The 25,996-nt window shown below is 70.5% G+C and carries 25 protein-coding genes; 18 read left to right on the forward strand and 7 right to left on the reverse strand.

The annotated features are described in order from the left end of the window. Positions 1-3 precede the first annotated feature (3 nt). Genes MJ604_RS02965 through pcrA form a run of 7 tightly spaced genes read left to right on the forward strand, consistent with a single transcriptional unit; the run spans position 4 to position 6,136 of the window. Positions 4-1,116 (forward strand): chemotaxis response regulator protein-glutamate methylesterase, encoded by a 1,113-nt coding sequence (locus MJ604_RS02965; RefSeq protein ID WP_243056788.1) that lies wholly within the window; start codon positions 4-6, stop codon positions 1,114-1,116. Beyond that, the gene (locus tag MJ604_RS02970; RefSeq protein WP_243056789.1) at positions 1,113-1,949 is read left to right on the forward strand and encodes a protein-glutamate O-methyltransferase CheR; all 837 of its coding nucleotides are present in this window, start codon (positions 1,113-1,115) and stop codon (positions 1,947-1,949) included. Before MJ604_RS02965 ends, MJ604_RS02970 begins: the two co-directional genes overlap by 4 nt. After that, positions 1,937-2,329, forward strand: coding sequence for a PleD family two-component system response regulator (locus tag MJ604_RS02975; protein WP_243056790.1), 393 nt, complete (start codon positions 1,937-1,939; stop codon positions 2,327-2,329). Before MJ604_RS02970 ends, MJ604_RS02975 begins: the two co-directional genes overlap by 13 nt. After that, positions 2,326-2,772 (forward strand): chemotaxis protein CheX, encoded by a 447-nt coding sequence (locus MJ604_RS02980; RefSeq protein WP_243056791.1) that lies wholly within the window; start codon positions 2,326-2,328, stop codon positions 2,770-2,772. Before MJ604_RS02975 ends, MJ604_RS02980 begins: the two co-directional genes overlap by 4 nt. 46 nt (positions 2,773-2,818) lie before the next feature. Beyond that, positions 2,819-3,181, forward strand: coding sequence for a response regulator (locus MJ604_RS02985; protein ID WP_243056792.1), 363 nt, complete (start codon positions 2,819-2,821; stop codon positions 3,179-3,181). A gap of 9 nt (positions 3,182-3,190) precedes the next feature. Continuing rightward, a complete protein-coding gene (locus MJ604_RS02990) occupies positions 3,191-3,673 on the forward strand; it encodes a hypothetical protein (RefSeq protein WP_243056793.1) in 483 nt (160 codons plus the stop codon). A 42-nt stretch (positions 3,674-3,715) separates the two neighbouring features. Beyond that, the gene (gene pcrA, locus MJ604_RS02995; RefSeq protein ID WP_243056794.1) at positions 3,716-6,136 is read left to right on the forward strand and encodes a DNA helicase PcrA; all 2,421 of its coding nucleotides are present in this window, start codon (positions 3,716-3,718) and stop codon (positions 6,134-6,136) included. Positions 6,137-6,961: 825 nt separating this feature from the next. On the opposite strand, the gene MJ604_RS03000 is transcribed toward pcrA, so the two are convergent. Continuing rightward, positions 6,962-7,933, reverse strand: a complete 972-nt coding sequence (locus MJ604_RS03000) for a M23 family metallopeptidase (protein ID WP_243056795.1) — start codon at positions 7,931-7,933, stop codon at positions 6,962-6,964. A 339-nt stretch (positions 7,934-8,272) separates the two neighbouring features. Between MJ604_RS03000 and MJ604_RS03005 the strand changes: the two genes are divergently transcribed. The 3 genes from MJ604_RS03005 (at position 8,273) to sucD (ending at position 10,929) form a co-directional block, all read left to right on the forward strand. After that, positions 8,273-8,680, forward strand: coding sequence for a cobalamin B12-binding domain-containing protein (locus MJ604_RS03005; protein ID WP_243056796.1), 408 nt, complete (start codon positions 8,273-8,275; stop codon positions 8,678-8,680). A 168-nt stretch (positions 8,681-8,848) separates the two neighbouring features. Beyond that, the gene (gene sucC / locus MJ604_RS03010; protein WP_243056797.1) at positions 8,849-10,021 is read left to right on the forward strand and encodes an ADP-forming succinate--CoA ligase subunit beta; all 1,173 of its coding nucleotides are present in this window, start codon (positions 8,849-8,851) and stop codon (positions 10,019-10,021) included. A 26-nt stretch (positions 10,022-10,047) separates the two neighbouring features. Next, the gene (gene sucD, locus MJ604_RS03015) at positions 10,048-10,929 is read left to right on the forward strand and encodes a succinate--CoA ligase subunit alpha (RefSeq protein ID WP_243056798.1); all 882 of its coding nucleotides are present in this window, start codon (positions 10,048-10,050) and stop codon (positions 10,927-10,929) included. Positions 10,930-10,995: 66 nt separating this feature from the next. Here the strand turns inward: sucD and MJ604_RS03020 are convergent, their stop codons facing one another. From MJ604_RS03020 to MJ604_RS03035, 4 genes are all read right to left on the reverse strand, one after another. Next, positions 10,996-11,550, reverse strand: a complete 555-nt coding sequence (locus MJ604_RS03020) for a hypothetical protein (protein ID WP_243056799.1) — start codon at positions 11,548-11,550, stop codon at positions 10,996-10,998. Positions 11,551-11,646: 96 nt separating this feature from the next. Next, on the reverse strand, positions 11,647-12,408 hold the full coding sequence (locus tag MJ604_RS03025) for a hypothetical protein (protein WP_243056800.1): 762 nt from the start codon (positions 12,406-12,408) through the stop codon (positions 11,647-11,649). Further along, entirely contained in the window at positions 12,401-12,895 is a 495-nt protein-coding gene (locus MJ604_RS03030) for an RNA polymerase sigma factor (protein WP_243056801.1), read from the reverse strand. Before MJ604_RS03030 ends, MJ604_RS03025 begins: the two co-directional genes overlap by 8 nt. Positions 12,896-12,998: 103 nt before the next feature. After that, entirely contained in the window at positions 12,999-14,843 is a 1,845-nt protein-coding gene (locus MJ604_RS03035) for a hypothetical protein (protein WP_243056802.1), read from the reverse strand. Positions 14,844-14,936: 93 nt separating this feature from the next. On the opposite strand from MJ604_RS03035, the gene MJ604_RS03040 reads away from it, so the two are divergent. The 5 genes from MJ604_RS03040 (at position 14,937) to MJ604_RS03060 (ending at position 19,840) form a co-directional block, all read left to right on the forward strand. Continuing rightward, positions 14,937-16,205 carry a DUF6350 family protein gene (locus MJ604_RS03040; protein WP_243056803.1) on the forward strand — a complete coding sequence of 423 codons (1,269 nt, stop codon included), beginning with the start codon at positions 14,937-14,939 and terminating at the stop codon, positions 16,203-16,205. Beyond that, positions 16,202-16,810, forward strand: coding sequence for a phosphoribosylglycinamide formyltransferase (gene purN, locus MJ604_RS03045; RefSeq protein WP_243056804.1), 609 nt, complete (start codon positions 16,202-16,204; stop codon positions 16,808-16,810). Before MJ604_RS03040 ends, purN begins: the two co-directional genes overlap by 4 nt. A 108-nt stretch (positions 16,811-16,918) precedes the next feature. Then, positions 16,919-18,481 carry a bifunctional phosphoribosylaminoimidazolecarboxamide formyltransferase/IMP cyclohydrolase gene (gene purH, locus MJ604_RS03050; RefSeq protein ID WP_243056805.1) on the forward strand — a complete coding sequence of 521 codons (1,563 nt, stop codon included), beginning with the start codon at positions 16,919-16,921 and terminating at the stop codon, positions 18,479-18,481. Positions 18,482-18,650: 169 nt separating this feature from the next. After that, entirely contained in the window at positions 18,651-19,496 is an 846-nt protein-coding gene (locus tag MJ604_RS03055; protein ID WP_243056806.1) for a bifunctional methylenetetrahydrofolate dehydrogenase/methenyltetrahydrofolate cyclohydrolase, read from the forward strand. Then, positions 19,493-19,840, forward strand: coding sequence for a DUF3017 domain-containing protein (locus tag MJ604_RS03060; protein ID WP_243056807.1), 348 nt, complete (start codon positions 19,493-19,495; stop codon positions 19,838-19,840). Before MJ604_RS03055 ends, MJ604_RS03060 begins: the two co-directional genes overlap by 4 nt. A gap of 494 nt (positions 19,841-20,334) precedes the next feature. On the opposite strand, the gene MJ604_RS03065 is transcribed toward MJ604_RS03060, so the two are convergent. Continuing rightward, entirely contained in the window at positions 20,335-21,321 is a 987-nt protein-coding gene (locus MJ604_RS03065) for a malate dehydrogenase (protein WP_243056808.1), read from the reverse strand. Positions 21,322-21,418: 97 nt separating this feature from the next. Here MJ604_RS03065 and MJ604_RS03070 point away from each other — a divergent pair, with 97 nt between their 5' ends. Then, on the forward strand, positions 21,419-22,090 hold the full coding sequence (locus MJ604_RS03070; RefSeq protein ID WP_243056809.1) for a hypothetical protein: 672 nt from the start codon (positions 21,419-21,421) through the stop codon (positions 22,088-22,090). A 3-nt stretch (positions 22,091-22,093) separates the two neighbouring features. Here MJ604_RS03070 and MJ604_RS03075 read toward each other — a convergent pair whose 3' ends face one another. After that, positions 22,094-23,149, reverse strand: coding sequence for an MIP/aquaporin family protein (locus tag MJ604_RS03075; protein ID WP_243056810.1), 1,056 nt, complete (start codon positions 23,147-23,149; stop codon positions 22,094-22,096). Positions 23,150-23,303: 154 nt separating this feature from the next. Between MJ604_RS03075 and MJ604_RS03080 the strand changes: the two genes are divergently transcribed. Further along, positions 23,304-25,496 (forward strand): NADP-dependent isocitrate dehydrogenase, encoded by a 2,193-nt coding sequence (locus MJ604_RS03080; RefSeq protein WP_243056811.1) that lies wholly within the window; start codon positions 23,304-23,306, stop codon positions 25,494-25,496. Positions 25,497-25,575: 79 nt separating this feature from the next. Beyond that, on the forward strand, positions 25,576-25,995 hold the full coding sequence (locus MJ604_RS03085) for a hypothetical protein (RefSeq protein WP_243056812.1): 420 nt from the start codon (positions 25,576-25,578) through the stop codon (positions 25,993-25,995). Position 25,996 lies beyond the last annotated feature (1 nt).

A 25,996-nucleotide genomic window follows, 5' to 3' on the forward strand; every position in this document is an offset into this window, starting at 1 on the left:
CACATGACCCGGATCCGCGTGCTCGTCGTCGACGACTCCGTGGTGATTCGCAAGATCGTGTCCGATCTGCTCGCCGAGGATCCCGACATCGAGGTGATCGGCACGGCCGTCAACGGCCGAGCGGGCGTCCAGAAGGCCGCGCTGCTCAAGCCGGACCTCGTGACGATGGACATCGAGATGCCGGAGATGAACGGCATCGAGGCGGTCCGCGAGCTGCGGGCCCAGGGCCTGCGGATGCCCATCATCATGTTCAGCACGCTCACCGAGCGCGGCGCCGTCGCCACCCTCGACGCGCTGGCGGCCGGTGCCTCCGACTACGTGCCGAAGCCGGCCAACGTCGGCAGCGTCGGCAAGTCGATGGAGCAGGTCCGCGAGGCGCTGATCCCACGGATCAAGTCGCTGGTGCCGCTGCGCGGCGGCTCGCTGGCGGCCAAGGCCGCCCCGGCCGGCGCGCCCGTCGTCAAGACCCCGCCGCCGGTGCTCCGCGCACCCGCCGTACGACCCGCCGGCGGTCACAAGCTGCTGGTCGTCGGCAGCTCGACCGGCGGACCCGAGGCCCTCGCCACGCTGTTCGGCACGCTGCCGTCGCTGCCGGTGCCGGTCGCGGTCGTCCAGCACATGCCGCCGCTCTTCACCAAGCAGTTCGCCGCCCGCCTCGACCGCCAGTTCGGCTTCCAGGTCGTCGAGGCCGAGGACGGGCAGACGATGGGACCGGGACAGGTCTTCATCGCCCCCGGTGACTACCACCTCGAGGTCGTCGCGGGTCCGCGCGGCCTCTACACCAAGCTGACCCAGGCACCACCCGAGAATTATTGCCGCCCCGCCGTCGACGTGCTGTTCCGCAGCGCGGTGGCCGCGGTCGGCTCGTCGTTGCTCGGCGTGGTCCTGACCGGAATGGGGTCCGACGGCGCTGTCGGATCCCGAGCGATCGTCGACCGCGGTGGCAGCGTGCTCGCCCAGGACCAGGCCACCTCGGTGGTCTGGGGCATGCCTGGTGCGGTGGCCACCGCCGGTCTCGCCGAGCAGATCCTGCCGCTCGACGCGATCGGGCCCGAAATCATCCGTCGCCTTGCCCCACAGCAGGCTGCCCTTGCCGCCACGGGAGGACGGCCATGAGCATCAGCACGACAGCATTCAACTTCGTCCGCGAGGTCGTCCGCGCGGAGAGCGCGATCGTGCTCGAGCCGGGGAAGGAGTACCTGGTCGAGTCCCGGCTGCTGCCGCTGGCTCGTCAGGCGAACCACCCCGACGTCGACGCGTACGTCGCCGAGCTCTCCACCCGGCGCAACCCCGCGGCACTCAAGCAGGTCGTCGAGGCGCTGACGACCAACGAGACGTCGTGGTTCCGTGACAGCGACCCCTTCACCGCCCTGCGCCAGTCCATCTTCCCGACGCTCGCGAAGACGCGCAGCAACCGGGAGATCCGGGTCTGGGCGGCCGCCTGCTCGAGTGGTCAGGAGCCGTACAGCATCCTGATGACCGCGCAGGACACCCCTGAGCTCGCCGGCTGGAAGATCGACATGCTGGCGACCGACCTCTCGCAGGAGATGCTCGACAAGGCCAAGGCCGGCGAGTACTCGCAGCTCGAGGTCAACCGCGGGCTTCCCGCTACGACGATGGTCCGTCACTTCGAGCGGTCCGGGCTGCACTGGCGGATCAATCCTGCGCTCGCCGCGCAGGTGCAGTTCCGCCAGCTCAACCTGGTGCGTCCCTTCCCCCCGATGGGGAAGTTCGACATCGTCTTCCTCCGCAACGTTCTCATCTACTTCGACCTGGCGACCAAGCGCGACATCCTGCGCCGCGTCCGCCAGGTGATGGCTCCGGACGGCCATCTCTTCCTCGGCGCCGCCGAGATGACGATGGGCGTCGACGACGCCTGGGAACGTGTCCCGGCCGGAAGGTCTTCTGTGTACAAGGTCAGAGAGGAACAACCCACGTGCGCGCGCTGATCGTTGACGACTCGCGAGCGATGCGCCGGATCGTCGGCCGCATCCTCGTCGATGCAGGTTACGAGGTTCTCGAGGCAGGAGACGGCCAGGAGGCCATCGACGTCCTCGAGGCCCAGGCCGAGCTTCCGGCCCTCGCCTGCGTCGACTGGAACATGCCCGTGATGGACGGACTCACGTTCATCACCGAGGTCCGCAAGCGCCCCGAGTGGCGGAGCATCACGCTGATGATGGTCACCACCGAGAGCGAGCAGGACCGGATCGTCCGCGCACTCGCCGCGGGCGCCCATGAGTACCTCATCAAGCCGTTCACCGGCGAAGCCCTGATGGAGAAGCTCGACCTGCTCGGGCTCCTTCCCGTCCCTGCTGGAGACCCGTCATGACCACTGGTACCGCGCCCGACCCGGCGCTCGTCAACGCCGCGTTCGAGCAGGTGTGGGGCTCGATGCTCTTCACCGCGTTCGAGCCGTGGCCGGCCGACACCGTCGCGAACCTCGGCTCCGGCGTGCAGGCCCAGATCGAGCTGCGTGGCGACTGGAACGGTCGCATCGTGCTCACCTGTGACTCCGAGGTCGCCACCCAGATCGCCGGCGCGATGCTGGGTGCCCCGGCGGAGGAGGTCCTCCCGGACGACGACGTCCACGACGCCGTCGGTGAGGTCCTCAACGTCGTGGGCGGCAGCGTGAAGGGCGCCCTCGGTGGCGTCATGTCGCTGGGCCTCCCCGGTGTCTCCGAGACCACCAACCCGCCGTCCGCCGAGGACTGCCTGATCATCTCGTGGCACGGCGCTCCCGTTTTCGTCGAAGTCGTTCCTGACGCGGCCTGACGTCGACGACTGCCCGAGCTCAAGACCAGAAGGAAAGCAGAGAACCATGAAGATCCTCGTCGCGGACGACAGCCGCGTGATGCGTCAGATCGTGATCCGCACCCTGCGCCAGGCCGGCTTCAGCGGCCACGACATCGTCGAGGCCGAGGACGGCGCCGACGGGTTCGACAAGGTCCAGACCGAGAAGCCCGACCTGGTGCTCTCGGACTGGAACATGCCGAACAAGACCGGCATCGACTTCCTGCGCGACCTGCGCGGCAGCGGCAACCAGACGCCGTTCGGGTTCGTCACCTCGGAGGGCTCCGAGGAGATGCGCACGCTCGCGTCGGACGCTGGTGCCCTCTTCCTCATCGCCAAGCCGTTCACGGCCGAGGTGTTCGAGGAAGCCCTCACCCCGGTGCTGGGCTAGGTGCGGGTCATGAGTCTTCCTGACCGCAAGGCGATCAAGGACCTCTTCGAGGGCCTGCTCGGCCGCGACGTCGAGATCGGTGACGCGACCCCGGTCGTGTTCGAGCACCCGAGGCCGGTGGTCGCGACGTACATCGACGACAAGTACGCGCTGACCGCGGTCGCCGTCATGGACCTGCAGCTCGCTGCCAACTCGGGCGCGGCCATCGCGCTCGTCCCGAAGGGTGGAGCCGAGGCCGCGATCGAGGACCTCCGGCTCCCGCCGAACCTCTTCGAGAACGCCTCGGAGATCCTCAACGTCCTCGCCGCGCCGATCGGCGACCACTGTGGTGCGCACGTGAAGCTGTCGAGCACCTTCGCTCCCGGTGAGGACGTCCCGCCGCAGGTGGAGTCCGTCGCGGTGTCGCTCGGCGCCCGCCAGGACGTCACGCTCGACGTCTCGGGCTACGGCAGCGGCCGGCTCTCGATCGTGCTCGTCCCGGGCACGTACTGACCGCTGGTGCTGGGGGCGGGCCACCGTAGGCTTGCCCCCAGCATGAGCACCTCCATCCCGCTGCCCGGCCTGCCGGCGTACGACCACGCCGACGGGACTCCCGACGAACCCCGCACCTCCCGCCGCGGACCGACGCGCGAGGAGCTGCTCGACGGCCTCAACGAGCCACAACGGGCCGCGGTCGTCCACGAGGGCGCGCCGCTGCTCGTCGTCGCCGGTGCCGGATCCGGCAAGACGCGGGTGCTGACCCGCCGGATCGCCTGGCTGATCTCCGAGCGCAAGGCGCACCCGGGCTCGATCCTCGCGATCACCTTCACCAACAAGGCCGCGGCCGAGATGAAGGAGCGCGTCGAGGACCTCGTCGGCAAGCGCGCGCGGATCATGTGGGTCTCGACGTTCCACTCCGCCTGCGTGCGCATCCTGCGCAAGGAGATCGACAAGCTGGGCTTCAAGTCGAACTTCTCGATCTACGACGCCGCGGACCAGAAGCGACTGATGACGCTGGTCTGCAGCGACCTCGACCTGGACGCGAAGCGCTACCAGCCCGGCGCGATGCTGCACTGGGTCTCGAACCAGAAGAACGAGCTCAAGGACCCCGAGGACGCCACCAAGGACGCGCGCAACAACCTCGAGGAGACCTACGCGTCGGTCTACACGACGTACCAACGCCGCCTCCGTGAGGCCAACGCGCTCGACTTCGACGACCTGATCATGTTCACGGTCCACCTGCTACAGCAGTTCCCCGAGGTGCGCGAGACCTACCGGCGCCGGTTCCGCCACGTGCTCGTGGACGAGTACCAAGACACCAACCACGCTCAGTACGCCCTCATTCACCAGCTGTGCGCGGACAACCCGGAGGACCTCGACGGCGAGCGGGTCGAGCCGGCCGAGCTGATGGTCGTCGGCGACGCCGACCAGTCGATCTACGCGTTCCGTGGGGCGAACATCCGCAACATCCTCGACTTCGAGCAGGACTTCCCGAACGCCACCTCGATCCTGCTCGAGCAGAACTACCGCTCGACCCAGACCATCCTGACGGCAGCGAACGCCGTGATCGGGCACAACAAGGGCCGCAAGGAGAAGCGGCTGTGGTCCGACGCCGGCGACGGCGCCCGGATCATCGGGTACGTCGCCGACGACGAGCGCGACGAGGCGCGGTTCGTCTCCGAGGAGATCGACCGGCTCACCGATGCGGGCGACCTGCGGCCCGCGGACGTCGCGATCTTCTACCGCACCAACGCGCAGTCCCGGGTGTTCGAGGAGGTGTTCATCCGGGTCGGCATGCCGTACAAGGTCGTCGGCGGGGTGCGCTTCTACGAGCGGCGTGAGGTGCGCGACGCGCTCGCCTACCTGCGGATGCTGGTCAACCCGGCCGACCAGGTGTCGCTGCGCCGGATCCTGAACACCCCCAAGCGCGGCATCGGCGACCGCGCGGTCGCGTGCGTGCAGGCGCTGGCCGACCGCGACCGGATCACGTTCTGGGAGGCGCTGCGCCGCGCCCAGGACGCCCCCGGCCTGGCCACCCGCTCGCTCAGTGCGATCCAGGGCTTCGTGGCGATGGTCGAGGAGCTGCAGTCGATGGTCGACGCGGGGGAGCGCGCCGACGTCGTGCTCGAGACCGTGCTGGCGCGGTCCGGGTACGTCGCCTCCCTGGAGGAGAGCGACGACCCGCAGGACGAGACCCGGGTCGAGAACCTCGCCGAGCTCGTGGCCGTCGCCCGGGAGTTCTCCGACGACCCGCAGGCCGGCCCCTCGGCGGACCCGGCCGACGTGGATGCCGGGATCGTCGCCCCCGGTCTCTCCGACTTCCTCGAGCGGGTCGCCCTGGTGGCCGACACCGACCAGATCCCCGACGCCCCGGAGGACGACGCCGGCGTCGTCACGCTGATGACCCTGCACACCGCGAAGGGCCTCGAGTTCCCCGCGGTGTTCCTGACCGGGCTCGAGGACGGCGTGTTCCCGCACGCGCGGGCCCTCGGCGACCAGCCGGAACTCGAGGAGGAGCGGCGGCTGGCGTACGTCGGCGTGACCCGCGCCCGCGAGCGCCTCTACATCTCCCGCGCGGTGGTCCGCTCGGCCTGGGGCGCGCCGTCGCACAACCCCGGCTCCCGGTTCCTCGACGAGCTCCCGGTCGACCTCGTCGACTGGAAGCGCACTGAGGCCGCCCAGACCCAGTGGGGCCGCCCGGACCTCTCCGGCTCCACCCGGCTCGGCACCCCGACCGACGCCGGCCGCCGCAACTTCTCCTCGGCCGCGCTGCGCGCCGACGCCGCTGCCCGGGCCAAGCCCGCGCGCGAGATCCCGAGCCTCGAGCCCGGCGACCGGGTCGTCCACGACTCGTTCGGCATGGGCACGGTCGTGACGCTCGAGGGCGTCGCGGAGAAGGCCGTCGCCTCGATCGACTTCGGCTCTGAGGGCATCAAGCGGCTGCTGCTCCGCTACGCGCCGGTTGAGAAGCTCTAGCTGGCTCGTTGGTCGAGTAGCCGTCGCGAGGAACGAGCGACGGCGTATCGAGACCCACGGAGCTCAGCGGCGGAGTCGCCAGTGGCATCGACCGGGTCTCGATACGGCCGTCGCGGCTTCGTTCCTCAGCCGCGCCGTCCTACTCGACCACCGATGTTCCCTGACTCGTTGGTCGAGTAGCCGTCGTGAGGAACGAGTGACGGCGTATCGAGACCTGGTGGTCCGATGGGCTGGCCGGGGTCTCGATACGGGCGTCGCGGCTTCGTTCCTCAGCCGCGTCGTCCTACTCGACCACCGATGTTCGCTGGCTCGTTGGTCGAGTAGCCGTCGCGAGGAACGAGTGACGGTGTATCGAGACCTGGTGGTCCGGTGCGCGGCTGGGTCTCGATACGGGCGTCGCGGCTTCGTTCCTCAGCCGCGTCGTCCTACTCGACCACCGATGTTCGCTGGCTCGTTGGTCGAGTAGCCGTCGCGAGGAACGAGTGACGGTGTATCGAGACCTGGTGGTCCGGTGCGCGGCTGGGTCTCGATACGGGCGTCGCGGCTTCGTTCCTCAGCCGCGTCGTCCTACTCGACCACCGATGTTCGCTGGCTCGTTGGTCGAGTAGCCGTCGCGAGGAACGAGTGACGGTGTATCGAGACCTGGTGGTCCGGTGCGCGGCTGGGTCTCGATACGGGCGTCGCGGCTTCGTTCCTCAGCCGCGTCGTCCTACTCGACCACCGATGTCCGCGACTCGTTCGGCGTGGACGTCATGCGGCTGCTACTCGACCACCGATGTCTGCGACTCGTTCGGCGTGGACGTCATGCCGACGGGGCTGCGCCGCTTACGGCGTGACGCCGTGGACGACCAGCGCTTCGTACGGGTCGACCGGGTCGCCGGCGCCGGGGCGCACCTCGAGGTGCAGGTGCGGGCCGGTCACGTGGCCGGTCGAGCCGACGGTGCCGATCAGGTCGCCGGCGCGGACCTCGTCGCCGGGGGAGACGTAGATCGAGGTCTGGTGGCAGAACCACAGCTCGGTGCCGTCGTCGAGCGTGACGACGGTCTTGTTGCCGTACGCGCCGTCGTACCCGGCCGAGGTCACGACGCCGTTGGCGACGGAGTGGATCGGGGTACCCGGGTCCGCGGCGAAGTCGAGACCGGTGTGGTAGCTCGACCAGAGGCCGTACTCGCCGAAGCGTGCGGTGAGGTGGTAGCCCGACAGCGGGATCACCCACTGGTTGAGCGCGAGCTTGTCGGACTGCGCCTGGGTCTTCTTCGCCAGCGCCAGGAGGGCGGCGTTGCGCTCCTTGAGCTGGTCCTCCGCCTCGGCGACCAGCTCGGCGTCGCTGCTGTCGCCGAGCGCGTCGCGCGCGGAGTCGCGGCTGACGGTCTGCCGGTCGAGGAGGCTGACGCGGGAGACGTCGCTGGCGCCGCTGAGGGCGCTGGCCTGGCTGAACCGGGTCGGCTGGTCGGAGATACCGCCGTTCGCCGCGGTGATGGCGCCACCGGCGGAGATCGCCAGGGCGGCCACGCCGAGCAGGACCGGGGGAGACGGGAGCAGCTTGAACAGCGGGCCGCGCGACGCGGTGTGCTTGCTCGCGCGGCGACCCCCGGGCTGGGCCTTCTCGGCCTTCGCCGGCTTCGGCTCGTGCGCGGTGCGGGCGGCGACCGGCGCGGCCTTCACCGGCTTCGGCGCCTTGGCGGTCTTCGGTGCCTTGGGCGCCTTGACGGCCTTGGGTGCCTTGCCCGGCTTCTCCGCGCGGCGCTTGCCGGCGACGGTGGCGGGCAGGAGGACGGTCTCGAACGTGTCGTCCATCGAGAGGGGAGCCGCGATGGGTGTCGTCTCCGCAACCGGGGTCGAGAGGTCCGAGGGACGACGGCCGGGGCCGCGACGTTCCGCTCGGTGGTTACCCATGGTGTAAGTGCTCTCCGCTGTTCTCGGGGTTCAGACGGCGAGGCCCGACTGTAACGGACCGATCACGGCGCCGGGAAACCAACGCCGAAAGTTGTGGACGAATTCTGTCGAGACACCCTGTCACACGGATGTCCCGATGAACCCATCGGCACTCATGCCCCGCCTGAGAGTCCATACACTCAGTAAATTCCTGTGCCCCCGGCCACGTGGTGAGCGTCACGTCTGGGTTAGCCTCCGGCTATGAGCAGCACAGCGACGCGCCGGATCCGGATCGTGGTGGGCAAGCCCGGGCTCGACGGGCACGACCGCGGCGCCAAGATCGTCGCCCGCGCGCTGCGCGACGCCGGTCACGAGGTGGTCTATACCGGGCTGCACCAGACGCCCGAGCAGATCGTGGAGACCGCGATCCAGGAGGACGCCGACCTGATCGGGCTCTCCGTCCTGTCCGGTGCGCACATGACGCTGTTCCGCCGGCTCGTCGAGCTCCTCGCCGAGCGCGACGCGTCCGACATCGTCATCTTCGGTGGTGGGATCATCCCGGAGGAGGACATCCCGCTGCTCGAGGAGATCGGGGTCGCCAAGGTGTTCACCCCGGGCGCGCCGACCACCGCGATCACCGGCTGGGTCAGCGAGCACTTCGCCGACTGACGGTCGGGTGACCCCGGTCGAAACCCGCCTGAGCGCGTGCCGGACGTCACGTAGCCCCGGCCTCGTCGTACTCCGCGAGGCGGGACTAAGGTGCCTGAGACACCCCTGAGCTCGTGGCGGCCTTACGCGCGCGCCCGCTCGCTCCGACAAAGAGGACTTGGTGGATCAGTGGATCTGATGGAGTACCAGGCGAAGGAGCTCTTCGCCAAGCACGGTGTGACCACGACGCTCGGCGTCGTCGTCGAGACCGCGGAGGCCGCCAAGGCCGCCGCTGAGCAGCTCGGCGGCGTGACCGTGATCAAGGCGCAGGTCAAGGCCGGCGGCCGCGGCAAGGCCGGCGGCGTCAAGCTGGCCAAGACGCCCGACGAGGCCTTCGAGCACGCGACGAACATCTTGAACCTGGAGATCAAGGGTCTCCCGGTCAACCGCGTGCTGGTGACCCCGGCGACCCCGCCGGAGGAGGAGTACTACTTCTCCTTCCTGCTGGACCGGTCGAACCGCCAGTACCTCTGCATCGCGTCGGTCGAGGGCGGTGTGGAGATCGAGGAGGTCGCCAAGACCAACCCCGACGCCGTCAAGCAGATCGCGATCGACCCGGGCGCGGGTGTGGACGAGGCGAAGGCGCGCGCGATCGCGACCGAGGCCAAGTTCCCCGAGCCGGTGTTCGAGCAGGCCGTGGCGATGATCCAGTCGCTCTACAAGGTCTTCGTGGAGGAGGACGCCACGCTCGTCGAGGTCAACCCGCTCGCGCGGCTGGCCGGTGACAAGCTCGAGGCCCTCGACGGCAAGGTGTCGCTCGACGACAACGCCTCCGAGGTGCGTCACCACGAGCACGAGGACTTCGTGATCCGCGATGAGGAGGACCCGCTCGAGGCGAAGGCCAAGGACAAGGGCCTCAACTACGTGAAGCTCGACGGCCAGGTCGGCATCATCGGCAACGGCGCGGGCCTGGTCATGTCGACCCTCGACGTCGTCGCGTACGCCGGCGAGAAGCACGGCGGCGTGAAGCCGGCGAACTTCCTGGACATCGGCGGCGGCGCCAACGCGCAGGTCATGGCCGACGGTCTCGACGTCATCCTCAACGACCCGCAGGTCAAGAGCGTGTTCGTGAACGTCTTCGGTGGCATCACCGCCTGCGACGAGGTCGCCAACGGCATCAAGGGCGCGCTGGAGATCCTCGGCGACGAGGCCAGCAAGCCGCTCGTCGTCCGCCTCGACGGCAACAACGTCGACAAGGGCCGCGCGATCCTGGCCGAGCTGAACCACCCGCTGGTCACGCTCGTCGACACGATGGACGGCGCGGCCGACAAGGCCGCCGAGCTGGCCAACAACAACGGCTGAGTGCCTGAGATAGAGAGCAGAGAGAGATGAGCATCTACCTCAACAAGGACAGCAAGATCATCGTCCAGGGCATCACCGGTGGCATGGGCTCCAAGCACACCACGCTGATGATCGAGTCCGGCAGCAACATCGTCGGCGGCGTCAACGCCCGCAAGGCCGGCACCACCGTCGAGCTGGCCGGCACCACCCAGCCGGTCTTCGGCTCGGTGGCCGAGGCGATGAAGGAGACCGGCGCCGACGTGTCGGTCGTCTTCGTGCCGCCGGCGTTCACCAAGGACGCGTGCATCGAGGCCATCGACGCGGGCATCGGCCTGCTCGTGGTCATCACCGAGGGCGTGCCGGTCCAGGACACCGCCGAGGTGTGGTCGTACCTGCAGGGCAAGTCCACGCGGATGATCGGCCCGAACTGTCCCGGCATCATCACGCCGGAGGAGTCGCTGGCCGGCATCACGCCGCACACCATCGCGGGCAAGGGTCCGGTCGGCCTCGTGTCGAAGTCGGGCACGCTGACCTACCAGATGATGTACGAGCTGCGTGACTTCGGGTTCTCGACCGCCATCGGCATCGGCGGCGACCCGATCGTCGGCACCACCCACATCGACGCCCTCGAGGCGTTCGAGGCGGACCCCGACACCAAGGCGATCGTGATGATCGGCGAGATCGGTGGCGACGCCGAGGAGCGGGCCGCGGCGTACATCAAGGACCACGTGACCAAGCCGGTCGTCGGCTACGTCGCGGGCTTCACCGCCCCGGAGGGCAAGACCATGGGCCACGCCGGCGCCATCGTCTCGGGCTCCTCGGGCACCGCGCAGGCGAAGAAGGAGGCCCTCGAGGCCGTCGGCGTGAAGGTCGGCAAGACGCCGTCCGAGACCGCCGAGCTGATGCGGGCCATCCTCAAGGAGCTCTAGCCCGAGAACCTCCGAGTTCTGTCGTACGACGGCCCGCCCGAGACTCTCGGGCGGGCCGTCGTCGTCTCAGCTCGCGCAGTGCTGGTCGCGGTGCATGAGGGCGATCGCCGCCACCTGCCCCCGCCAGATCTCGATCCGGTAGTAGCGGTCGTCGTACCCGGGCGGCGCGGCGGCGACGATGTCCTCGTCACCCTCGTTGCGTGGGTAGGCCGCCGCGACCTCGTCGTACGTCGAGCCCTCGTGGATGCGTTCCGGGGTCTCGAGGTCTCCGCGGATCCCGAGGTAGGCGACCCCGAGACCGGCTTGGATCCCGCCGGAGACGCCCGGGGCCTCGAAGAACCGGCACTGGTCGTTCTCGCCGACGATCTCGACGCCCGGCAGCGCGAGCAACCGGTCTGCCGCGAGGCCGAGCACGACCTGTCCGAAGCCCTCCGGGCCGAACGGCGGCTCCGCCGGGTACCGGGGGACTGCGGCTGTCCTCGGCTGCAGTGGCGAGGCGGACTGCACGGACATCGGAGGCGAACCGCTGCTCGGCGCCGCTGACCCCTCCGGCGCCGTCCGCTCGCCGCAGCCGGCGAGCAGGAGGACGGCGGCGAGGACCAGCGGCACGAACACCTTCATGCGGGTGAGACGTCATCGGCCCGCCGGTGGTTGTCGCACCTGACGTAGGAGTCGTTGATCCGCTGCGATCACGACCGCTACGTCAGGTGCGACAGGTCAGCAGCCCTCCGCGGCGAAGGTGCACATCGCGTCGACGACGCCGGTGGACTTCTCCGCCAGCAGGTCCGCTGTCTGCTGCACGACCTGCGGGTCTCCGCCACCCATCGAGTACGTCGAGTCCTGCAGGATCGCGTTGCCGACCTGGACCAGCTGCACCACGAACATGTCGCCGGCGTCGCTCATGTGGTTGGCATAGACGACCGACGACTCGCCGAGGCTGGAGGGAACGACGTCGACCCACCGCTTGCCGCCCTCGCTCTCCAGAGCGCAAGCCTGGGCGCTGGCCGCGACCCTCATCAGCTCCTGAGCCGCGTCGGACTCGCTCGGGTAGAGACCGAGCACCCTGTCCAAGCCGCCCTCAGACGGGTCGGTGTACGTCGCCTGACGAGCGTCCTTCGTGCCGTCGGCCGTCCACGACTGGTCGTCGCAGACGTCGACGTGCTGCTGCTCGTAGCCGTCGCGCTCCCGGGTGCCGTCGGGCATCTGGTCGCTGAGCGGGAAGTCCTCCGGGATCTGCTGTACCCACTCGGACGTCGTCGGCGGTGCGGGATCGACGTCGTCGGGCGAGCTCTGGCCGCCGGCGAAGATCGCGAACGGGGCCGCGATCACCGCGACGGCCGCAAGGCCGCCGACCGTTGCGAGCGTGTTGTTGCGACGGCGGATCCGGTTGCCGCGGCGGCGCACGTCGGCGGCGGGCATCGGGTTCATGGGAGGTCCTGGGATGCTGAAGTTCTCGAGCTCTTCGATGGGGTCAGGCATGGCTGAGTCCTTCCTCGTCCGCGAGGAGCGCCGCGAGCGCTGCGCGGCCGCGGCTGAGCCGGGCCTTGATCGTTCCTTCGGGGACGCCCATCTCACGGGCGACGTCGTGGACGGGAAGGTCCGCGATGTGGTGCAGCACCAACGCCTGCCGCTGCGCTTCGGGGAGCTGCTTGAGGGCGGTGACCAGCGCGACGTGTGACTCGCTGACCGCTGCCGCGGTGACCGGCGCGCTCACGGCGCGGTCGGCGGGGCGTCGGCCCCGCGTCGTACGTCGCCAGCGGCTCACCGCGATGCGGTACGCCGTCGTGCGCACCCACGCCTCGGGGTGCTCCGCCTTGTCGAGCTTCCTGCGGTGCGCCCAGGCTCGGGCGAACGCCTCCTGGACGCATTCCTGCGCCTCGTCGCGGTTCCCGATCATGGCGTAGATCTGGCCGGTGACGCGCTGGAACGACGCCGCGTAGAACTCGTCGAACTCGCGTTCGTCCATCGCCCCTCATCCCGTCTCGTGTGGTTGTTTCGGAGGGGATACGCCGTACCGGCCACCACGGTTGCATGGCGACGCGAGAAATCTCGGTAGAAATCTCGGGAGGTCAGCCGGTCCGCGGCTTGGGCATCGCGTCGAGCCGCGCCAGGGCCCGCTTGACCAGGGCGTCGAAGGCGTCGTTCGAGATCGTCGCCTTGCCGTCCGGGACGAAGCCGACCTGGGCGATCGAGGTGCCGTCGCGGACGATGCCCATGAGGAACTGCACCGACGTGTCGTCGGTGACCTCGGTGGTGAGGTGCCAGACGGTGATGTCGTAGCGCTGGCCCGCCGAGTGCAGGACCCGCTCGATGTCGGTGCCGAGGTGCTTGTCGGAGTCCGCGCAGGCCGCGAGCCGGTTGCGCACGTTCGCGACGAACTCCTTCGCCTTCTTCTCCGGCAGCGAGCCGACGGTCTCGGTGAGGCCGAACTGGTCGGCCAGCTTCGCGTCGGGGATCAGGAAGGTGCGGGTGACGTTGTTGCTCATGGAGCCGCCCGAGAAGTCCGCGCCGTCGCAGATGGTGGCGGCGGCGTTGGTGCGCGCCTGCTGCGGCTCGGTACCGACCCAGGGCTTGGCGATGCCGGCGACCGGCGGCAGGTCGACCTCGGCGAGCATCGCGGGGACCGGAGCGACCGGCACCGGGGGTACGGCGCGGAGCCGCGCGACCGTCGCGCAGGTGCCGCCGTCCGGCTGCTCACAGAGCCCGTCGACCGCCTCGGCGAGCAGGTCGGCGACGGCCTGCTGCTTCGGCTCCTTGCCGACCCTGGACTGGGTCACGGTGCTCGTGGTGATCAGGCCGGTGCGCGCCACGCCGGCGACCACGACGGAGCCGGGCTCGTCCCAGGTGCGCAGCAGGAGCAGCATCGCGTCGTCACCGACGCCGTCGACCGCGTGGGTCTCCAGCAGCTGGGCGCGGTCGTCCGGACAGCCGGCGAACCAGTCGACCGTGGTGTTGAACCCGCGTTTCGCAGCTCGGTCGCTGGTCGAGACCTCGGCCGTCTGGGTCACGGTCGCGGGCGCCTTCGCGCCGGTCGTGTCGAACGTCCGCACCAGGGCGGCGGCGCCGCCGGGATCGGCGTACCGGCTCTCCTGGCAGGGCACCACCAGGCCGTCGCCGCCGGTGTTGTCGTCGGTGTCGGTGACCGTCCAGCCGTTGCCGGGCACGAGTCGGGCGACGTCCTCGACCGGGAGCATCGCGTCCTCGGGGAGCTCGACGGGCTCGGGTGCGTTGCGCGTGTGGTTCGCCGCGCCGTGGTCGGACATCCGCTCGCGCGACAGGGTCGGTCGGACGCCGGCGGCGTCGGTGACCAGGGTGCCGGTCACGACGAGCACGGCGACGGTCGCGCCGACGCCGATCACGGTGTGGGTACGGCGGCGCGCGGCGCCGGCGCGGCGGATGATCGTCGGCCGCGGCCAGCGGTTGTCCTCGATGTACTCGCGGACCGGGTCGAAGACGGTGCGGATGCTGGTGGTGGGGACCTCGCGCGCCATGGCGAACTGCGCGGTGGCCGTCTGCAGCTCGCGCTCGGCGTCGGTGCGCGGCAGCCCGACCTCGCGGGCGATCTCGGCGAGCGAGGCGGTGGTGAGCTCGGTCAGCAGCAGCATCCGGCGCTGTGCGACCGGCAGCTTCCCGAGCGCGTCGAGCGTGGCCTTCACGTCGGGGTCGAGGCCCTTCTCGCGGTGCCACAGCTTCGCGGTGTGCCGCCGCTGGGCGTGCGAGCAGGCGCGGACCCGGGTCCAGGCTTCGGGGTCCTCCAGGCGGGAGACCTTCGCCCAGTGGTGCCACGTGACGACGAACGCGTCGCGCACGGCCCCGCGGGAGGCCGGGAGGTCGCCAGTCAGGCAGTACGTCAGCACCAGGAGGCGGGTGCGGACGTCCTTGTAGTACTGGTCGAACTCGTCGGGGTCCTTCATGGCGTGATCAACCGTAGCCCGAGCCGACTGTCGAGGCCGAACCGGCGTGGGAGCCCCGGTACGGCGGTCCGGCCGGGTGATGATGGCCGAGCCATGACTTCGCTGCTCCCCGGTTCGTCCACGGCCCTGACCGGGTCCGGTGACCGCCACGACGCCCGGCACCGCCGGCCCCTGGTCCTGGTCGCGGCCCTCGGTGGGATCGGCGCCGCCCTGGCGCCCCTCCTGGTCTGCCTCGGGGTCGGGGTCGTCGGGTGGTTCCTGTCCGACGCCGGCACCCACGGGACGCCCCGCGGTGGGCTGCGGGTGGGCGCACTGGGCTGGCTGATGGCGCACGGCTCCGGGGTGCACGTCGACGGCGTGGCGGTCACCGTCATGCCGCTGGGCATCACCGCGCTGGTCGCCTGGACGATCTGGCGGCTCGGCCACCGGGTCGGCGACTCGGTCTCCGGGCACGGTCCGGACGCCGACCGGATCGCCGACGGCGAGCGCGACTGGACCGTGCTGGTCGCGACCACCGTCTTCACGGTCGGGTACCTCGTGGTGACGATCCTCACGCTGCGGATGGCGGGCGGAGCGGACGTCGGCCTCGCGGGCGGCCGGGTGGTCCTCTGGGCGATCGCCCTGTGCCTGACCGCCGGGTTCGCCGGCATCGCCACGGGCTCCGGCCGGGCCGCGATCTGGGCGGCGTACCTCCCGGCCGCGGCGCGGGCCGCCGGCGCTCTCGCGCTGCGGATCGTCGGGGGCTACCTGATCCTGTCGACCGCCGTGTTCCTCGTCGCGCTGGCCGTGGACTTCGACACCGCGGTCAACGTGATGTCGCGGCTGCACACCGACGCCGGCGACGCGACCACGTACACCGCGCTGTGCCTGACGCTGGTCCCGAACGCCGCCCTGTTCGCCGGCTCCTACCTGCTCGGCCCCGGCTTCGTGGTCGGCACCGGCACCCTCGTCTCCCCGTCGCTGGTCTCGATCGGGCCGCTGCCGATGTTCCCGCTGTTCGCGGCGCTGCCCGGCAACGGCCCGACGCCCGCGTGGACGCCGTACCTCCTGGCGCTGCCGCTGCTGCTCGCGGCGTTCGTCGCCGCCCGCCGCCAGCGCCGCAACCCGACGCTGCGCTGGGACGAGGGCGCGCTGCGTGGCTGCGCCGGCGGCGTGCTGGCCGGGGTGCTGCTCGGGCTCCTGACCGCGATCGCCGGTGGCGCGGTCGGCCCCGGCCGGATGCGCGACTTCGGGCCGGAGACGTTCGACGTGCTGGTGCACGCGATCACGGCCTTCGGCATCGGCGGGCTGCTCGGCGGGCTGGCGATGACCTGGTGGCAGCGTCGGGCCTCCCGCGAGGCTTCCCTAGACTCCGAGGCGTGAGCACCCGCCGCATCGTCGTCCTCGTCTCGGGCTCGGGCACCAACCTCCAGGCCCTGATCGACGCGTCCGCCGACCCGTCGTACGGCGTCCAGATCGCGGCGGTCGGTGCCGACCGTGAGGACATCGAGGGCCTGGCCCGCGCCGAGCGGGCGGGCATCCCGACGTTCGTGAAGAAGGTCGGGCAGTTCACCAGCCGTGAGCACTGGGACCGGGCGCTGGCCGACACCGTCGGTGGCTTCGAGCCCGACCTCGTGGTCCTCGCCGGGTTCATGAAGCTGGTCGGCGCCGAGTTCCTCGAGCGGTTCGACGGGCGCGTGGTGAACACGCACCCCGCGTTGTCGCCGTCGTTCCCCGGCACCCGCGGTCCCGCCGACGCGCTGGAGTACGGCGTCAAGGTCACCGGCGCGACCCTGTTCATCGTCGACGCGGGCGTCGACACCGGGGCGATCGTCGCGCAGACCGTCGTCCCGGTCGAGGAGGACGACACCGTCGAGACGCTCCACGAGCGGATCAAGGTCGCCGAGCGGCTGATGCTGGTCGATGCCGTCGGGCGGATGGCGCGTGAGGGGTACGTCGTCGACGGCCGCCGAGTCCGGATAGGCTGAGCGCACACGACTGGCGCAGGTGGGTGACCACCGGGGAGTGACGCCGGGGAGCATCGTCCGCCTGGGTGCCCCTTCATCCACGCAGCCACCCACGCAGCAGGAGAGTCCGTGTCAGACAACCGCATCCCGATCAAGCGCGCCCTGGTCTCCGTCTACGACAAGACCGGTCTCGAGGACCTGGTCCGCGGCCTGCACGACGCCGGCGTCGCGCTGGTGTCGACCGGCGGCTCCGCGGCGCTGATCGAGCGCCTCGGCGTGCCGGTGACCAAGGTCGAGGACCTCACCGGCTTCCCCGAGTGCCTCGACGGCCGGGTCAAGACGCTGCACCCCCGGGTGCACGCGGGCATCCTCGCCGACCGCCGCCTCGACACCCACGTCCAGCAGCTCGCCGACCTCGGCGTCGAGCCGTTCGACCTGGTGATCTCGAACCTCTACCCGTTCGTGCAGACCGTCGCCTCCGGCGCGAGCCCCGACGAGTGCGTCGAGCAGATCGACATCGGCGGCCCGTCGATGGTCCGCGCCGCGGCCAAGAACCACCCGTCGGTCGCGATCGTCACCTCGCCCGACAGCTACGCCGACGTCCTCGAGGCGGTCGCCGCCGGCGGCTTCACGATCGACCAGCGGCGCGCGCTGGCCGCCGAGGCGTTCGTGCACACCGCGTCGTACGACGTCGCGGTCGCGTCGTGGATGGGCAACGTGCTCACCGACTCGTCCGAGGGCACCGGCTTCCCCGCATGGGTCGGCGGCACCTACGAGAAGGCCGCGGTGCTCCGGTACGGCGAGAACCCGCACCAGAAGGCCGCGCTGTACCTCAACGGCTTCGGGCCGGCCGGGCTCGCCCAGGCCGAGCAGCTGCACGGCAAGGAGATGTCGTACAACAACTACGTCGACACCGACGCCGCGCGTCGCGCTGCGAACGACTTCGACGAGCCCGCCGTCGCGATCATCAAGCACGCCAACCCGTGCGGCATCGCGGTCGGCACCGACATCGCCCAGGCCCACCAGCGCGCCCACGAGTGCGACCCGGTCTCGGCGTTCGGCGGCGTGATCGCCGCGAACCGGCCGGTCTCGGTCGAGATGGCCCGCCAGGTCGCTGAGGTCTTCACCGAGGTGATCGTCGCGCCCGGGTACGACGAGGGCGCGGTCGAGATCCTGCAGGGCAAGAAGAACATCCGGATCCTCGTGGCCGACACCGCGGCCGGCTCCCCGGTCGAGACCCGCCCGATCTCCGGTGGGCTGCTGATGCAGCAGGTCGACCACGTCGACGCCGAGGGCGACGACCCGTCGACCTGGACGCTGGCCACCGGCGAGGCCGCCTCGCCCGAGGTGCTCGCGGACCTCGCGTTCGCCTGGAAGGCGTGCCGCGCGGTGAAGTCGAACGCGATCCTGCTCGCCAAGGACGGCGCCTCGGTCGGCGTCGGCATGGGCCAGGTCAACCGGGTCGACTCCTGCAAGCTCGCCGTCGAGCGGGCGGGGGAGCGGGCGGTCGGCTCGGTCGCCGCCTCCGACGCGTTCTTCCCGTTCGAGGACGGCCCGCAGATCCTGATCGACGCGCAGGTCGCCGCGATCGTGCAGCCGGGCGGCTCGGTCCGCGACGAGCTGACCATCGAGGCATGCAAGGCGGCCGGCGTGACGATGTACTTCACCGGCACCCGGCACTTCTTCCACTGAGCCACGGCGAGGCCGAGGCGTGCAGTGGCAAGGTCGAGTGCGCCCGCGACCGAGGGACGAGGTCGTGACGGCGTGGACCGAGACCTGCCCCATGACGGGTCTCGATACGCCGCCTCGTTCCTCGGCGGCTACTCGACCACCGACGAATCATGAGTGAAAGGATGCGGTCGTGACTGCACAGAAGCTGGACGGCACCGCCACGCTCAAGGCGATCAAGGCCGACCTCACCGCGCGGGTGGCGAAGCTGCGCGAGCAGGGCGTCGTGCCCGGGCTCGGCACGGTGCTGGTCGGGGACGACCCGGGCTCGCACTGGTACGTCGGCGCCAAGCACAAGGACTGCGCCGAGATCGGCATCGAGTCGATCCGCGTCGACCTCCCGGCCACGGCCACGCAGGCCGAGGTCGAGGCGGAGATCGACCGGCTGAACGCCGACCCCGCGTGCACCGGGTTCATCGTGCAGCAGCCGACCGGGCTCGACGAGTTCCGGCTGCTCTCGCGCGTCGACCCCGACAAGGACGTCGACGGCCTGCACCCGGTCAACCTCGGTCGCCTGGTGCTGGGGGAGAAGGGCTCGCTGCCCTGCACCCCGATCGGCTGCATCGAGCTGCTGCGCCGCCACGGCGTGGAGCTCAACGGTGCCGAGGTCGTCGTGGTCGGTCGAGGTCTCACCGTCGGCCGCCCGATGGGCCTGCTCCTCACCCGGCGCAGCGAGAACTCCACGGTCACGCTCTGCCACACCGGCACCCGCGACCTGGCCGCGCACACCCGCAACGCCGACGTGATCGTCGCCGCCGCCGGTGTGCCCGGCATCATCCGCGGTGACATGGTCAAGCCCGGCGCCGCCGTACTCGACGTGGGCGTCTCGCGGGTCGACGGCAAGATCGCCGGCGACGTCGCCGATGACGTGTGGGACGTCGCGGGCTGGGTGTCGCCGAACCCGGGCGGCGTCGGCCCGATGACCCGCGCGATGTTGCTGTCGAACATCGTCACGACCGCCGAGCAGTCGGTGGCGTGAACGACCTCCAGCCACCGCAGAACGAGCCCGAGCCGGTCTCGGCGGAACCCGAGCCGGTCGAGGGCGGGCGTCGCTACCCGTCCACGATCGGGGGCGCGTTCTACCTGGTCGTGCTCGCGGTCGTCGCGGTCTCGATCGGGATCGTCGCGTCCGGCAACTGGCGGCTCGGGGTGAGATGGTTCGGCGGTGCGCTGGTGTTCGCGGCGCTGGTCCGCGCGCTGCTGCCGGCCAAGGACGCCGGCATGCTCGCCGTACGCCGCCGCTGGTGGGACTGCCTCCTGCTGGCGGGGAGCGGCGCGGCGCTGATCTTCCTCGCGATCTCGATCCCGGACCAGCCGGTGTAGGTCTCAGCCGTCGCAGTTTCACCATGTTATGGAGGTGAACCTGCACTTCTCATGGCCTGCACGCCGTGGGAAGTGCAGGCTCGTCTGCATCACCTGGTGAAACTGCGACGACGCCCTGACATGCCGAAGCGGCGCAGTCCCGTGGGACGACGCCCTGACATGCCGAAGCGGCGCAGTCCCGTGGGACTGCGCCGCTTCGTGTGGCCTCGATACGCCGGTCGCGGCTTCGTTCCTCAGCCGCGCGGCTACTCGACCTGGCTGCTGGATCCCAGCCTTCGCGAGCTCAGGCTGGGGCAGCTCAGCCTCGATACGCCGGTCGCGGCTTCGTTCCTCAGCCGCGCGGCTACTCGACCTGGCTGCTGGATCCCAGCCTTCGCGAGCTCAGGCTGGGGCAGCTCAGCCTCGATACGCCGGTCGCGGCTTCGTTCCTCAGCCGCGCGGCTACTCGACCTGGCTGCTGGATCCCAGCCTTCGCGAGCTCAGGCTGGGGCAGCTCAGATCAGGCCGAGCTCGGTGACCGCGTTGCGCTCGTCGGCGAGCTCGGCGGTCGAGGCGTCGATCTTGGCGCGCGAGAAGTCGTCGATCTCGAGGCCCTGGACGATCTCCCAGTCGCCGTTCTTCGTGGTGACCGGGAACGAGGAGATCAGGCCCTCCGGGACGCCGTAGGAGCCGTCGGAGACGACCGCCATCGACACCCAGTCACCCTCGGGGGTGCCGTGCAGCCAGTCGCGGGCGGCGTCGACGGTGGCCGACGCGGCCGAGGCGGCCGACGACGAGCCGCGGGCGTCGATGATCGCGGCGCCGCGCTTGGCGACGGTCGGGATGAACGTGTCGGCGATCCACGCCTGGTCGTTCACGACCTCGGCGGCGTTCTTGCCGGCGATCTCGGCGTGGAAGATGTCGGGGTACTGGGTGGCCGAGTGGTTGCCCCAGATCGTCATCTTCTTGATGTCGGTGACCGCGGCGCCGGTCTTCGCGGCCAGCTGCGAGATCGCGCGGTTGTGGTCGAGGCGGGTGAGCGCCGAGAACCGGTTCTGCGGGATGTCGGGGGCGTTCGTCATCGCGATCAGCGCGTTGGTGTTGGCCGGGTTGCCGGTGACGCCGATGCGGACGTCGTCGGCGGCGACCTTGTTGAGGGCCTTGCCCTGGGCGGTGAAGATCGCGCCGTTGGCCGACAGCAGGTCGCCACGCTCCATGCCCGGGCCGCGCGGGCGGGCGCCGACGAGCAGCGCGAGGTTCACGCCGTCGAAGATCTTCTCGGCGTCGTCGCCGATCTCGACGCCGGCGAGGTTCGGGAACGCGCAGTCGTCGAGCTCCATCACGACGCCCTCGAGCGCCTTGAGCGCGGGCGTGATCTCCAGCAGCCGCAGCTCGATCGGGCGGTCACCGAGCAGCGAGCCGCTCGCCAGACGGAACAGCAGGCTGTAGCCGATCTGGCCGGCGGCGCCGGTCACGGCGACCTTCAACGGGGTAGAGCTCACGACGACTCCTTCAGGCGATGGTCACTTCTGCCTTCCGACGCTAGCAGCGGAGCGGGGTCTCGTCGCACGCGGCCTCCGGGGCTGGGATGCTGGGCACATGACGAGGTGGGGGAGTACGGCGCTGCTCCCTCTGCTCCTCGTCCTCGCCGCCTGCGGCAGCGCCTCGGTGTCCAGCCCGCCGAGCGGTGTGGACGAGCTGGTGATCCCGACACCGGGCCCGGACCCGGCCGACTTCGTCGACACCGTCGACAACCCGTGGTTCCCCCTCGAGCCCGGCACGACCTGGACCTACACGGTCAACGACACCGCCGGCGCGCACCCGATGACCGTCACCGTGGAGCCCGGCCCCGAGGTCGCCGGCGTACCGACGACCGCGCGGGTGACCACCGAGGGCGAGAGGGTCCTGACCGACTGGTTCGCCCAGGACGACCGCGGCAACGTCTGGTGGTTCGGCCGGGAGGACAGCTGGGAGGCCGGCGTCGACGGCGCCGAGGCCGGGCTCGCGATGGCCGAGACCCCGCGCGTCGGCGACGGCTACCGGCCGGCGTTCGCTCCGGGGGTCTCCGAGGACACCGCGACCGTCACCTCGCTCGACGACCGGGTCACCGTGCCGGTCGGCACGTTCGAGACGCTGCTCGTCGACGGCCGCTCCGAGCTGGAGCCGGGGGTGCACACGGAGTGGTCGTACGCCGAGGGGCTCGGCCTGGTCGCCGAGCAGGTCGTGTCCGGCAGCTACCGGTCCGTACGCCTGGAGCGCGTGGAGCCCTGACCGCTACTGGCGGATCTGGGTCCCGCCGTCGCCGGGCTCGCCCTCGGGCCACTGGTTCTCCGAGGCCGGGGGCGCGGCCTGCTGCCGAGCGGCCTGCTCCTCGGCCTCCTGCTGCGCGGCCTGGTGGGCCCGCCACTGCTCGGGGGTGTGGCCGACCGGGTGCCACTGCTGGCCGACCGGGTCCCACTGCCACCCGTCCTGCACGATCGGGGCGGCGGCGGAGTACCCCGACGAGCCCGAGGAGCCCGGGGAGCCGGCGTCCTCCTGGTTCCACTGCTGCTGGTACTGGTCCGGGCCGTCGACGACCCGCGACCGGCCGAACGTGAGGCCGGAGCCCGGGATCGGGTCGGCTCCCCGGCCGAACACGAACGGGTACGCGAGGCCGGCCAGGGCCGCGCCGATCGTCGGGGCCAGGATGAACAGCCACAGCTGCTCGATCGCGTCGGGTCCGGCGAACAGGGCCGGGCCGATCGAGCGGGCCGGGTTCACGGACGTACCGGTGGCCGGGATCATCACGAAGTGGATCGCGGCCAGCGTGAAGCCGATCGCGAGCGGCGCCAGCGCCGGGTGCTCGAAGCGCTCGTCGGTCACGGAGAGGATCACGGTCACGAACACCGCGGTCATCACCAGCTCGAGCAGGAACGCCGCCCACCACTCGTAGCCGCTGCCCACGTCGCCGAAGGCGTTCTGCCCCATGTTGCCCTCGGCGTCGAAGTCCGCGAAGCCCTGCAGCAGCACGAACAGCGCGAGCGCGCCGAGCAGGGCGCCAGCCAGCTGCGCGACGACGTACGGCCCGACGTTCTTCCAGGTCATCCGGCCGCTGAGTGCGGCACCGACGGACACCGCCGGGTTGAAGTGCGCGCCGGAGATCCGTCCGACCGCGTAGACCATCACCATCACCGCGATGCCGAAGGTCAGGCCGATCGTGGTGTTGTCGCTGCCCACCCCGCCGTAGGTCGGATAGACGACCGACCCGCAGCCGAAGAACACCAGGACGAACGTCCCGATCACCTCGGCCGTGAGCTTGTGCTGGATCGTGGGCGTGGTGGGCTCGGCCATGCGCATGCTCCCCTCGGAGGGCGTCCCCTCGAACGCCTGCCCCTGAACTCTAGTCCCGTTGCCCGCTCTTGGGCCGGATGCCAAGGTGGGAGCGCCGAGCACCTCAGGTATCTTGATATCAAGCAATCGCACCCGATCCCAGGAGCGTCGAAGCATGGCCACGATCATCTACACCCACACCGACGAGGCGCCGCTGCTGGCGACGTACTCGTTCCTGCCGATCATCCAGGCGTACGCCGCCAAGGCGGGTGTGGACGTGGAGACCCGCGACATCTCGGTGGCGGCCCGCATCCTGGCCCAGTTCGGCCTGGCCGACGACGCGCTCGGTGAGCTCGGCGCGCTGGCCAAGACGCCCGAGGCCAACATCATCAAGCTGCCCAACGTCTCCGCCTCGATCCCGCAGCTGAAGGCGGCGATCAAGGAGCTGCAGGAGCAGGGCTTCGACGTCCCGGACTACCCGGAGAACCCGCAGTCCGAGGCCGACAAGGCGATCGTCGCGAAGTACGACAAGGTCAAGGGCTCGGCCGTGAACCCGGTCCTGCGCGAGGGCAACTCCGACCGCCGCGCGCCGCTGTCGGTCAAGAACTACGCGAAGTCCCACCCGCACCGCATGGGCGCGTGGACCTCCGACTCCAAGACCAACGTCGCGACCATGGGCAAGGACGACTTCCGCTCCAACGAGCAGTCCGTCGTGATCCCCGCCGACGACACCCTGACCATCAAGCTCGTCGCCGCGGACGGCACCGAGACCGTGCTGAAGACCGGCATCAAGGTCCTCGCCGGCGAGGTCGTCGACGCCACGTTCATGAGCGTCGCCGCGCTGCGCCGCTTCCTCACCGAGCAGATCGCCCGCGCCAAGGCCGAGGACGTGCTGTTCTCCGCGCACCTCAAGGCCACGATGATGAAGGTCTCCGACCCGATCATCTTCGGCCACGTCGTGCAGGCGTTCTTCCCGACGCTGTTCCAGCAGTACGGCGAGCAGCTCGCCGCTGCCGGCATCTCCCCGAACGACGGCCTCGGCGCGCTCCTCAACGCCGTCAGCAGCCTGCCCGAGGGCGACGCCATCAAGGCCGCCGTCGACGCCGGTCTCGCCGAGGGCCCGGCCCTCGCGATGGTCGACTCCGACAAGGGCATCACGAACCTGCACGTGCCGTCCGACGTCATCATCGACGCCTCGATGCCGGCGATGATCCGCACCAGCGGCCACATGTGGGGACCGGACGGCAACGAGGCGGACACCCTCGCGGTGATCCCGGACTCGTCGTACGCCGGCGTCTACCAGACCGTGATCGACGACTGCCGCGCGAACGGCGCCTTCGACCCGGCCACGATGGGCTCGGTGCCGAACGTCGGCCTGATGGCCCAGGCGGCCGAGGAGTACGGCTCGCACGACAAGACGTTCGAGATCGCGGCCGCGGGCACCGTCCAGGTCCTCAACGAGGCGGGCGACGTGCTGATCGAGCACGCCGTCGAGCCGGGCGACATCTGGCGCGCCTGCCAGACCAAGGACGCCCCGATCCGCGACTGGGTCAAGCTCGCCGTCACCCGCGCTCGCGCCTCGGCCACCCCGGCGGTCTTCTGGCTCGACGAGACTCGCGCCCACGACGCGAACCTGATCGCCAAGGTCAAGGAGTACCTGCCGGAGCACGACACCGATGGCCTGACCATCGAGATCATGGCCCCGGCCGCCGCCACGGCGTACTCCCTCGAGCGCATCCGCAAGGGCGAGGACACCATCTCGGTCACCGGCAACGTGCTGCGCGACTACAACACCGACCTGTTCCCGATCCTCGAGCTCGGTACGTCCGCGAAGATGCTCTCGGTCGTCCCGCTGATGAACGGCGGCGGCCTCTTCGAGACCGGCGCCGGCGGATCCGCGCCAAAGCACGTGCAGCAGCTGGTCAAGGAGAACTACCTGCGCTGGGACAGCCTCGGTGAGTTCTTCGCCCTGGTGCCGTCGCTCGAGCTGTACGCCGAGCAGGCGGGCAAGCCGGGCGCCAAGGTGCTCGCCGACACCCTCGACCGGGCGACCGGCACGTTCCTCAACGAGGACAAGTCGCCGACCCGTCGCGTCGGCGGCATCGACAACCGCGGCTCGCACTTCTACCTGGCGCTCTACTGGGCCCAGGAGCTCGCGAACCAGACCGACGACGCCGACCTGGCCGCCGCGTTCAAGCCGCTGGCGGACACGCTGACCGCGAGCGAGCAGCAGATCGTCGACGAGCTGATCGCCGTCCAGGGCGCGCCCGCCGACATCGGTGGCTACTACCGCCCCGACGACGCCAAGGCGTCCGAGGTGATGCGGCCGTCGAAGACGCTGAACGAGGCCATCGCGTCCCTTGGCTGAGAACCAGGAGCCCCAGGGCGAGCCTCAGTTCGACCGCTGGTCGCGACCGGCAGCGCTGAGCACGCGAGGCTATGTCCTCGTGGCGCTCGTGCCGCTGCTGGTCGCGGCCATCGCGTTCGGCGCGGTGACCGTCTTCGCGTCCGACGAGCCGGAGCTCAGCGGCACGACCGTGCAGCTGCCGACCTCGAGCTGGAAGCCCGGCCAGGGCGGCGACGACGCGCTCATCCAGGGCGTGCTGCGGATGGACGACGACTACTGCGTCTACCTCGAGTCCGGCCAGGACCAGGTCTACGCGGTCTGGCCGGCGGGCTGGCGTGCCACCCGCGACGGTGAGCTGCTCACGATCTACAACGGCGACCTCGAGGTCGTCGCCCGCGACGGCGACGCGATCTCGACCGGCGGCGGGTTCGTCCCGGTGGCGACGTACGAGGGTGAGCCCTGCCTGCCCGAGAGCGGTGACGTCGCCGCGGTGCAGGGCGACGTCACCGTCACTCAGTAGG

It is taken from the genome of Nocardioides sp. SR21 (assembly GCF_022761125.1).
Taxonomy (GTDB): Bacteria; Actinomycetota; Actinomycetes; order Propionibacteriales; family Nocardioidaceae; genus Nocardioides.